10 protein-coding genes are annotated in these 11,200 nt (G+C 40.4%); 5 read left to right on the top strand and 5 right to left on the bottom strand.

Annotated elements, in window-relative coordinates:
- The 4 genes from ACT3RM_RS15150 to ACT3RM_RS15135 form a co-directional block, all read right to left on the bottom strand.
- Nucleotides 1–2,319 (bottom strand): hypothetical protein (locus ACT3RM_RS15150; RefSeq protein ID WP_444511407.1); only part of this gene is annotated, 2,319 nt, incomplete at its 3' end.
- Nucleotides 2,320–2,352: 33 nt separating this feature from the next.
- Complete coding sequence (locus ACT3RM_RS15145; protein ID WP_444511406.1) at nucleotides 2,353–5,049, bottom strand: TonB-dependent receptor domain-containing protein; 2,697 nt, start codon at nucleotides 5,047–5,049, stop codon at nucleotides 2,353–2,355.
- Nucleotides 5,050–5,174: 125 nt separating this feature from the next.
- Nucleotides 5,175–6,164: a FecR domain-containing protein gene (locus tag ACT3RM_RS15140; protein WP_192532256.1), complete on the bottom strand. Its 990-nt coding sequence runs from the start codon at nucleotides 6,162–6,164 to the stop codon at nucleotides 5,175–5,177.
- 9 nt (nucleotides 6,165–6,173) lie between these two features.
- Entirely contained in the window at nucleotides 6,174–6,692 is a 519-nt protein-coding gene (locus ACT3RM_RS15135) for a sigma-70 family RNA polymerase sigma factor (RefSeq protein WP_086995602.1), read from the bottom strand.
- A gap of 247 nt (nucleotides 6,693–6,939) precedes the next feature.
- Between ACT3RM_RS15135 and exbB the strand changes: the two genes are divergently transcribed.
- From exbB to ACT3RM_RS15110, 5 genes are all read left to right on the top strand, one after another.
- Nucleotides 6,940–7,893, top strand: a complete 954-nt coding sequence (gene exbB, locus ACT3RM_RS15130) for a tonB-system energizer ExbB (protein WP_086995605.1) — start codon at nucleotides 6,940–6,942, stop codon at nucleotides 7,891–7,893.
- Between the two features lie 3 nt (nucleotides 7,894–7,896).
- A complete protein-coding gene (locus ACT3RM_RS15125; protein WP_086995608.1) occupies nucleotides 7,897–8,331 on the top strand; it encodes a biopolymer transporter ExbD in 435 nt (144 codons plus the stop codon).
- A 2-nt stretch (nucleotides 8,332–8,333) separates the two neighbouring features.
- The gene (locus tag ACT3RM_RS15120) at nucleotides 8,334–9,167 is read left to right on the top strand and encodes an energy transducer TonB (protein WP_086995610.1); all 834 of its coding nucleotides are present in this window, start codon (nucleotides 8,334–8,336) and stop codon (nucleotides 9,165–9,167) included.
- A gap of 70 nt (nucleotides 9,168–9,237) precedes the next feature.
- Nucleotides 9,238–9,840, top strand: a complete 603-nt coding sequence (locus ACT3RM_RS15115) for a biliverdin-producing heme oxygenase (RefSeq protein ID WP_086995613.1) — start codon at nucleotides 9,238–9,240, stop codon at nucleotides 9,838–9,840.
- Nucleotides 9,841–9,889: 49 nt separating this feature from the next.
- On the top strand, nucleotides 9,890–10,294 hold the full coding sequence (locus ACT3RM_RS15110; protein ID WP_179808324.1) for a YbaN family protein: 405 nt from the start codon (nucleotides 9,890–9,892) through the stop codon (nucleotides 10,292–10,294).
- A 198-nt stretch (nucleotides 10,295–10,492) separates the two neighbouring features.
- Here the strand turns inward: ACT3RM_RS15110 and ACT3RM_RS15105 are convergent.
- Nucleotides 10,493–11,200: FecR family protein (locus ACT3RM_RS15105; RefSeq protein WP_444511405.1), on the bottom strand; the 708-nt coding region annotated here is incomplete at its 5' end.

Here is an 11,200-nt window from a genome sequence, read left to right as displayed (position 1 = left end):
AAATCCTTCTGATGCCTCTTTGTTTCCAACACACGTTACCGCAGGTAATACAGTTTTAAACTCAACTGACTCACCTTTGGCAATAACTTGCCCTTGCATTAAGTTTTCAAAGCGAGGTGTTAAGCTTTCTAAATCACCATTGATATGACTAACATGTAGATTTTCGATGGTGTAATCTGCATCTGTTGCAGTTAATGACCACCTTACATAACCTTCTTCAAGGAAAGGCTTAGAGCTTGCATAAAAGTCATTAGCAAATGGAGGGATATTTTCATATGGTAATGGTTGCCATAAGCTTTCATTATTGTCATTTAAACTGCGTAAACGAACACCTTTAGCCTCAGCTATTGGGTCAACTTTTACTACAAAATCGTACTGTGGAGCATCATCAATTAAGTCTGTTGCAGAGTATCTGAATGTGTACGTTCCTGGTTTAGTAAATACTTGACCTCGGGTGTTAGAGCAATCGGCCTCACTTGGGCTACTGGTAAACTCGCCGCCTTCAGGTGTACTGATCAGCTCTTCATGCGTGAATACTTCATCACCATCGGCATCAATTGTCTCCGGGCGATGCGATAACGACATACATGTTAGAATTTGATAATAGTCTTCACCCGGCCTTAAACGCCCCCAGTTACGTGCCCATACTACTGAGCGTATTTCTGGTGTTGTGTTGGTTAATTTAGCTAAACCATCATCTTGCGCATATGTTTTGGCAAATAAGCCACGGTCATCTTCTACAATCAAACGTGCAGTGTAAGAACCTGGCACATCGGTGATCACTTTTGCACGGCGATACTCTTGACTCTCTGGCTCGATCACGGCTTCAATTGTCGCGTTACTGCCATCAGGTTTATCTGTTAGCTCCCAGTGAAAGGTAATTGGGTCATCATTAGGATCGCTACTTGAAGCATCAAATACTAACGCATCACCAACCAATACTGATTTTGATTGTGCATTAACGCCACTTGTTGAAGGTTGGCCGTTAACGTTACCTACTTTTGCTTCCATCGTGGCATCAAGTGACATTTGATTTTCACCGTCAGAAATCACCATTCGAACTAAATAAGTACCTGCTATATCTAACTTTTGGATTTTTTTACCCATCGGTTTCCAAGAGCCTATATCAACAAGCTCAGCTAAACTACCTTCAGGTTTTTCAACAAGTGTCGCGTCGATAATTTGCAGCGCTTCACCTTCTGGATCATAACCAGTAAAGTTAAACTCGGCGCGAAGACCAACTTCTTGTTCACCAATACTGTAAGACGGATAATAACCAGTTGCTGATAACTCACCAATAGGTGCCGCATTGGTTGTCGCTTCAGGGTTTTTATTGACTGTGACGGTTATTTCTTTTTCTTCACTTTTTCGCGTGCCATCAAATACAAATAGCATTATTTTATAATTTGCTACAGCTTGTGGAGTAAAACGCACTTTGGCGGTTGTTGCACCGTCAAGTTTTGGCAAGGGTACATTATCAGGCTCCGTTGGGCTATAACCCCATTGCCAGCGATATTGCAGTTGCTCACCTTCTGGATCAATACTCGATGAGGCATCAAGTACGGCTTCTTCACCTAAAATAATAGTAATGTCATCTGCTTTAGCAACTGGTGGTGCATTACCCTCTGCCACACTAACCGTAACATTAACGGGCTCACTGGCAATGCCATTATAAGTCACTATAAATTGCAGTTTGTAATCACCGGCTAAATCAACAAATAAAGTACTTTGACTTTGATCTGCATTGTTTAAATAGCCCGTACTATCTGTTGGCTTTTCAATAAGCTCCCATTGGTATTCTAATGAGCCGGTTTCACCAGTCGGTGTTACGCTTTGACTACCATCAAGACCAATGCTATCAGTGCCCAAATTTACACTATAAATTGACTCAGTAATTGCAATTGGATACGGGCTGGTTGCAGTGAGCGTAAAACGAACAGCTTCGCTGTTTTTGGTGCCATCGTTTACGATTAAGCTCACTACATATACACCGGGGAAATCAGCTGTAAATTCAGTTATTGCACTGTCTGCACTGGTAATATCTGAGTTACTTGCAGCTGGTCGCTCAATAAGCTGCCACGTGTAAGTTAAGCTAGTACCTTCGGCATGGGTACTTGTATCAGCATTGAGTGTTACTTGTACCGCGCCAGCTTCTAATGAAAATATTTGTTCCGTGGGCGATTGTAACTCAATGACAGCGATTGGCTTTTGCTGCGGGACTTGTACTTCGGTGTCGGCTTTTTTATCACTACTGCCGCCACAGGCCGACATAGTGAGCGAAAGCCCGATGATAGCGATTACGCCAAATATTTTTTTCATGCTTTTATTCTCCTGTCTGATAGGTGTTATCAGTTAAAATTGTAAGGTTAAGCTCAGTCGTGCTGTTCTTCCTGGTGCAGGTACTAAACCCAAGCTCAAGGCATCGAGGTAATAACGATCGGTGACATTGTCTACGGTGAAATCGAGTGTCGTATCATCGTTAAATTTATAACTGGCATAGATATCCAGCAGGTTATAACTGTGCCAAAGGACGGGTTCATTAAACCCTGTTGGAGCGTTGTAACGAGGGATTGAGTTACGTTGTCCCATGAAAGTGCCTCTTAGTCCCGCTTCTAACCGCTGTTCAAATAAACGCACACCAAGGTGAGCACTTGCATGCCAATTTGGCGGGATCATGTTGTTTATATAACTCTCAGGTAGGCCCCAATCATTACAGTAGTAACGTACGTAACTCCCTACATTGCACACTTCAATATGGGTGTAATGCGTACCGCTTAATTCTACAAGCCAGTATTTTGTGTCGTAGCTAAAATTAAGTTCCCAGCCATTTAGATCAAGACTGTCGATATTTCGCATTCGGAAGAAGTCAAAGCCACCTTGCTTTTGCTCCCATGCATTTGGCTGGGTGCGGGTTAAGTAGTCCTCAATGTGGTTTTGGAAATACGCGAGCTTGAAACCCACTTTATAATCATTGGCCAGTAATGAGTCGTTTAAATAATTTAGGCCAACTTCTTGATTAGTTGCATGTTCAGGTTCTAAGGGGATATCTAATACAGGGCTTACAGACCAGCCTGAGGTGCTTTCAAATAAACTCGGCATGCGCAATGCTTCGCTATGGCGAAGGTAAAACTGTAATCCTTTAAATGCTTGCCATTTTATAGCGACTAACGGCGCAGTACCTGAATGACTATTTTCATATTGCACTTCTAAGCAACCACCTGCATCGTCAGATATGCAGGCGGGATCATTCGTGTTTATAGCAAGAGGATTGTTGTCTTTAGAAGAAAAATGAGTAAAACGTAAACCTGCTTCTAGTGACCATGCTGATGCAAATTGCCAATCTATTGCACTAAAAGCGCTGAACTCTTTACGCCACCCGCTGCGCGAACCCACATAAAAACCTTCGGTTTCAGGGGTGTTAGTGTCCATGTTTTCATACTGTCCAGCAAAGCCATAACTTAGTTCTAATTCGCCTGCTGAGTAAAACATCATGCTATTACTTATATCAGTTCCAAAGCGTTGATAGTCATCACTGCGAGCGACATTATCAGCAATATCTACTGAGCCAACACCTGGGGTATTTAACTGAGTAAGTGCATCGGTATGCCAAATATTGGCTTTAAAATCAGCCCAGTCATATTTAATTGGCTGCCAACGGTATCGCAATGTGTAAGTTTGATTGGTTACTTCGCTATCAAGCCATTGTCTTGCCTGACCAAAAGAACGTATTTGTGAAGGCATCATTTCGCCATACGCGCTGTTATAACGTATATAGCTCATTTCTAGACTTTGATCATCGGGCAGCAGTACATTACTTTTTAACAGCCAAGATTCACTCGAAAAGTTAGTATTGGGGATACGCTCATTAGCACGAAAACGTGACGCGCCTTGCATTGATACTTGCGTTTCAGTGTACCAAGCAAGTTTGTCTGGCTCGCCGTAAATGACCTCTGGTGCAGGGCCATTACTGCCTGCATAGTAGTTACCTTGCTCTCTTTTTGCATAGGCGCCAATAAGGTCGCCCCATTCAAAATGTTTCGCTGCTGCAAAACTACCGGCATAACTCCTAAATTTAAATAAGCTTGGTCTATCCATGCCTTCATCAGGTGCAAAGCGCTCTGGCATTAAATATTGATCGCTACAGTAGCTCGAAAACCGACATTCGGAGCGGTACGCATTACGTGCTAAATAATAACCCGCATAAGTCCCAGGATCGGGTGCATTTGAGCTATTTCCAATGGCGCTAACACGCAATCGATAGCCCGTTAACTCGCCTTCTTTTACAATATCATCGGCGCTTAATGTGCTTACACTCACTAAGCCACCCGTCGCGCCGGTGCCATCAGCACTCATTACCGGGCCTTTACTAATTTTAAGTGTTCCGATTAAGTCAGGGTCAATGTAGCTACGACTTGACACCCCAGAGTAACCGCGATAAACCGTGGTTTCTTGGCGGCTGCCGTCGATCACCACAGGTACTCTACCTTGTCCTTGCATACCTCTAATATTTATATCGAGACCACCAGAGTTGCGGTTTTCACTGATCAATACACCCGGCGTGCCCTGAAAAATATCGCCAACACTGGTTCCTCTAAAACGTTGAATATCTTGCTGAGTGATCAAGTTTACTGAGGCAGCTTCGGTGTAGGTTTGATCTTTTAGATCAACGTTACGGCTTTGCACATTAATAGTATTTAGGGTTATTAAATCTTGTTGGTTTTTTTCCTGTACTAACCATGCACGACTACTAATTGGTAAGGCCTGTAAGTCAGTATTTTGTAATAGCGTCAACAATGCTGATTCAGTGCTGTATTGACCTAACATTGCAGTAACTGAAAAACCACGTACAGTCCGCTCTTCAAATGACAGCGTTACACCGGCTTGGCGCGAAAATAATCTAAGTACATCCCCTAGTTCGCCCCCGGGTAGATCAAAATTGATCATTTTTATTTGTGATGTCGCTGTTGCTTGTTCAGCTAAACTTGCAGTGGGTGTGATAACCAACAAACAAGTTACAACGGATAATAAGTGTAGTGCAGCGCGGGGCATGAATGATTTCCTATTTCTTTAATGCATACTTATATGACGCATGAAAATAGAAACCCCGTAAGGTTAAATGATAATTATCTTATATTTTTATATAACTCTATTGAACTGGGTAACTAATTGAATAATTAAGGCCGTATTTCAGCCCACCAACGAGTCATGTAATGCACTTTAGCGCGAGCAGTGCGAGCAAGAGTTGTTAAAATGAGGTTAGTATCATTTAATTGAAACACCCCAGATACTAAGTAATCATCTAAATTTGGCGCACATTTTATAAACCCACGGTGATAACGTGATAACTCCGCTAAAAAATGCTTTATGGGCATGTTCCGCACAGAAAGAAGCCCTTCGGTCCAACTACTGTAATCAAATATATGATTATCTAACTGCTGCACTGAATTTGAGGTTATTTTATAAAGCGCTCCTGCATTCATTACTTGGTTAGTGAGGAAAGTATTTGGCTGCTGTACAACAATACTGCCCTGCATAACTTTAACTAGTGCATGGTCATCTTCATGACGCACAAAAAACTGTTTACTATCACTTATTAGCACTCCATGATTAAGTTTTATTTGGAGCGGCTGTGCGCTAACTGAGGCGGTGTATTGCATTTCTCCACGCGTTAAATGAATGTGTTTATTTTGGTTGTTAAAATTAAGCTCAACGGTACTGCCACTATTAAGCCAAAGCTGACTGTTATCGGCTAACGTAAAAAGTTCACGTTGATTAGTGGTTGCATAATCTGCGTTAAGGTATTGCCAAGCGCCTTGTTTATCAGCTAACCAACTAACACTTGCTAAAGTAAGAGTGGTACCTGCTATTTTCTTTAATGCTTGGCGGCGGCTCATGCTCTGTATGTCACGATCTGTTTTTTGTAACGTTGAATGAACGATGCTGGCGCTTTTTTTTGTCGCGCCTGAAAATGTTGATTCTAATAACTCAATCCGCTGCCATGCCAGTTCGTGCATAGGATCAGCTAAGCGCCAACGTTGGTACTCATCAAGATCTTTAGATTGTGCGTTGCCTGACTCGAAACAAATACACCAAGCAATCGCTTGTTGCACAATTTGATCAGGTAACGGCGTGTGTTTTGCTTTTTGCACAACAGTGGTATCCATCTATTACTTTTAATCCGAATAAGTGAGGGTATAACACTCAAACATGGCTTTCGCGATGTACTTTTCAATAGATGATAAGCTTACATCGAGTTGTTTTGCCACTTCTTTATAGCTGAGCCCATCTAGTCTAACCATTAAGAATGCTGTTTTTTCAATTGGCCTTAAACCACTTAATAACCGGTCTATTTGTTCTAATAGCCTCAATAACTGAAATTGCTCTTCCGGTGAGAAATAGGCTGTTTCTGGCATGCTTTCTAAAAAATCTACATAGTTCTTTTCTAAAATCTTGCGCCGTATGTCATCGGTTACTAAGTTACCAGCAACTTTTGTAAGCCATGCTCTTGGGCTACGTATTTCGCTGTATAAAGAAGTTTTATTTAATAAACGTATAAACGTATCTTGAGCAAGATCTTGTGCACTATCAGTGTCAGTGCTATAGGTACGACGCGCAATCCAGCGAACAAGCCACTCATGGTGTTCCTGATAAAGCGTATTAAACCCTGCTGAATTAGCGGTATTTCTGGTCAAAATTTTGGTCTTCCTGTAGCATATCAGCCAACATTATAAATGATTTTCATTCTCATTCAACAGTTAGTTATAATGTTCAGTAAAGTTTAATTAAAATAATTTTGTTATTAATTGATGAAAACCGATTCTCGTTCGGCATCTAGTTATATAACTAATAAAGTAACCCATCAGATGCATACTTTAATATTGCTTGTTGCTAATACACAGCTGAGTTTGTGGGCCATATTAAAAAAGATAAGGAATCAAAATGTTTACAAAAGCTATATTGTTATTATCCCTGCTAAGTATTGGAATTGTACAATTGTCTATGACAATACACGCCGCTGAGGTACCTCTGTCAATAGTAACAAGTGAGATAGTAGCTACTTCATCAGTCGTCGAACAACCATCTATTACACCATCTAGTGATGAGGCCATTAACGTAACTAATGTAGAGCATAAACTTGGTGAAGCCACTTTTGAAACACATGACCTATCTCCTTGGGGAATGTACAAAGCCGCTGATATTGTAGTGAAAAGTGTAATTATAGGGCTGCTTATTGCATCATTAATATCATGGGCTATCTGTATATTTAAATCTATACAGCTAAATATTGCCAAACGGCACAGTAAAAAATTACTTACACATTTACTCCAAAGCACAAGCTTTTCAGAGGCGAGCCATGATTTAACACAACAAAAAAGCGAAGCGCTAATATTTTTAACGGCAACTCAACATGAGTTACATCTTAGTGCTGCAGGGCCGACTACAGACGAAGCATTAAAAGAGCGCTTAGTAGCTCGTTTAGAACGCGTACAAGCATCCATATCTGCAAATGTGAATCTAGGCACTGGTGTACTGGCAACTATTGGGTCTGTAGCACCATTTGTTGGTTTGTTTGGTACTGTTTGGGGCATTATGAACAGCTTTATTGGCATTGCTAAAACACAAACAACGAACCTTGCCGTAGTCGCACCAGGTATTGCCGAAGCACTACTTGCAACCGCTTTGGGTTTAGTTGCAGCAATTCCAGCTGTTGTTATGTATAACCATTTTTCTCGTTCGATTGGCAGTTATAAAGCTATGTTGACTGACATTCTTACTGCCACCATGATACTAATTAGTCGTGATCTTGATAGAAAAAACCCTCAAGCAAAGCCTTTAGCTATCTTACTTAATGATGATAAAAGCCCTGTTAACATCGTATCTAAAGAGTCTTAAATAATGACATTTACTACTAAAAATACCGATAACGATAGTTTAGATGAACAGCATGAAATTAACGTTACCCCTTTTATTGATGTGATGTTGGTATTACTGATTATTTTTATGGTCGCAGCCCCCCTTGCTACAGTGAGCGTGCCCGTTAAACTTCCTGCAGTTGCAGCCCCAGCGCATCCAGAGAATGACGATCCTACCTATCTAACGTTACAAGAAGACTTAACCTTAATATTTGGTGAGGGCGATGTCATTCAACAACAAAATTTGGCTCAAGAACTAAAGCAGTATGGAATTGAAATTGAGCAACGTATTTTATTGCGTGCTGATAGCAAAGTTGAATATGGGCAGTTTATGGTATTAATGAATCAATTAACCAAAGCAGGCTACTCAAAAGTGGCGCTAGTGGGCTTAAAACACGAAACGGACGTTGCCCAGTGAGTATGTTTATAGGCACCACTGAGAAAGCTTCTCGCTTAGTATCATGGCAAGTAATTATCGCTATTTTAGGGGCTGTTATTTTACACTTTGCTATTGCAGGTTATTTTTTATTACCAAAAGAACATAATAACAATGTGCCTATCCAAGCATCCCCACAGGTCTTTGAGGTAAGCATTGTTGCTGCACCAAAGTCTGAACAATTAGCGCTACCTGTTGGGCCAAAGCAACAAGAATCAACGCCAATGAAACAGCAGCGCAGTGAACCTGAGGCTACAAAAATAGAGCCTTTAGTAAAGCCAATTATAGAAAGTAAGTCTGACTTTACCATTAAAGACAAACTAATTAAGCCTGCGCCAAGTAAACCATTAAAAAGAACCACTGAGAAAAAAATAGACGTTGTGCCGAAGTCACAACCTAATAGCACAACGGCAACGGGGGCGAGTGAACAATACGTAGATCAAACGAGTGCACCTGCTGCGTTACCAGTAAAAGAAGCCAAAGTGGCATCTGGCCCTGTAAAAGGTGCTTTGAGTGAACATGAAAGTTCGGCTAAACAACTTTGGCAAAGTGCGTTACAGCTACATTTAGAAAGGAAAAAACGTTACCCACGAATGGCTAAATTACGGGGTCAACAAGGTATTCCGTGGGTAAGCTTTACCATGGACAGAGAGGGGAATGTACTGGATGTCACCCTATTTAAGCCCAGTGGAATAGCTACATTAGATCAAGAGGTCATCGAATTAGTTAGACGTGCAGAGCCTTTGCCTGCACCTCCTAACACAGTAACAGGGGACCCAATTAGCATGGCCGTTCCTGTTGCGTTTTTTATTCATTAACAGCGATATCGCTGTGTTTATATAACCATTACTAATTACATGATAAATAGTTAATACTAAAGGATAGACCATGATTGAAGAGTTACACGTTAACGAAGAAGCTAAAATACTCACTCTGGCCCAAAGGCTAAAGCTCGACACCACAACCACACATGACAGCTTAGATAAGATGATTATGACAAAACGACCTTTTACAGACTTAGGCCGTTACGCTTTATTTTTAGCGGTACAGTATCGTTTTCATTTAGCCATAGCGCCTCTCTATTGTGATCCTAAGCTGCTATGTTTATTTACGGATTTACCTGAACGAGCGCGTCTTAGTTATCTTAAAAAAGATTATTTAGATTTAAATGCCGATATTAATGATATGAAAGCCGAGAATAATTTGCCAAACATTGACTACCCAGCTTCTCTTGGTTGGCTTTATGTATCTGAAGGATCTAACTTAGGTGCCGAGTATTTATTAAAAGCAGCAAAACGTATTGGCCTATCAGAAGAGTTTGGTGCCACTCATTTGGCTCCAGCAGCGATTGGTCGCGGACAGTCATGGAAAGTATTTACAACCGCTTTAAATGCTATTGAGCTCACGTATGAACAGCAAAGCCTTGTCATTGATGGTGCCCGGGATGCTTTTAGCCTAGTACGTAGTACCGTTGATAGTGTATTTGAATAACGTGTAGTGTAACTATTTGTATGAGCTGGCAAAAACGAAATGGTAAATTATGAAATTCATAAATAAAACTAGCCCGCAAATAATTGCTGGTAACTTAAAAAAAATAACATACTTGGTAAGTGGATTTTTATTAACCGGAGTAGGCATAATAGGTTTATTTTTACCTATTATGCCTACAACTGTTTTTTTGATTGGTGCAGTTTTTTGTTTTAGCCGCTCATCAAAGCGTTTTGAGTACCTGCTACTTAATCATCCTCGTTTTGGGGAAACTCTCACCAATTGGCAAACGCATGGCACTATTTCTAAACCAGTAAAGATAATCGCAAGTCTCGGCATGTCCGTTGGCTATATTTTGTTTTATTTAGGGGGGCAACCCTCTTTATTGCTGGCTAGTGTTGTGGCACTATTTTTAATGATATGTGCATATTATGTAATTTCACGCCCTCTACCGTAATATAAAATATTATTTTTTTGGGAAGCATCAATGCCTATTAATTGAGTGACTGGAGGTACAACAGTAATTACTACAATAACAACTAATAATCATTAAATCAAAACCTAACTTCTGCATTAATATAAACACGACCTATGATAGTTGGATAGATAATTTTATGACCAGATACAATATTAACACTCAACTTAGACCAAGGTTTTAATGTAGATTTTTAGGCTTTTCCTTAATATATATCCAACGTTTAAAATAGTAAGTAATTTCTATCGGCAAAATTTCACTAAGATGATGTAGGGTTTTATCTATATTCGTTATTGAAAAAATACCTGTTACTTTATATTTAGCAAGCTCTGGCGCCACATTGATAACACCACGGTGGTATCTAGCGAGTTCGATTATAAAATCAGTTAATTTACTGTTGGTTGCTTGTATTTTATGCTCCAGCCATAATGCTCGACTAGTCGATAATTGCTGGATCGGCATAGTCCCCTTAGTATTAAAAGCAGCTTGCTGCATCGCTTTTAATTGCACAAACTGTATGCTTCTCATTGGCCGTAACTCCACAACTCCCTCATACACGCTCACTATGGTTTCTTGCTCACGTTGATTTACTATAAAATAAGTTCCAATTGGTACCACTTTGCCATCACGCGTCGTTACATAAAAAGGTTTTATGTCCTGTGCACTAGAAATCATAATTTCACCTTTCAACAAATACAACCTACGTTCTGATTGTTCAAAGTCAACATAGACACTTGTATCTGTATTCATTGACATTACTGTTCCATCGCTTAGAGTAACTGTTTTTATTTCACCTACGGCAGTAACATATTCACGCCTGCCAGGGTGCCCTGCCAAGCCAGAAAAAATTAAACTCAGATTCCCTAAAGTAAAAAGTCCTAATAAAAG

Origin of the sequence: Pseudoalteromonas sp. AOP7-A1-14 (assembly GCF_052376275.1) — a bacterium.
Classification (GTDB): Bacteria; Pseudomonadota; Gammaproteobacteria; order Enterobacterales; family Alteromonadaceae; genus Pseudoalteromonas.
This window is presented reverse-complemented; position numbering and strand designations above follow the sequence as displayed.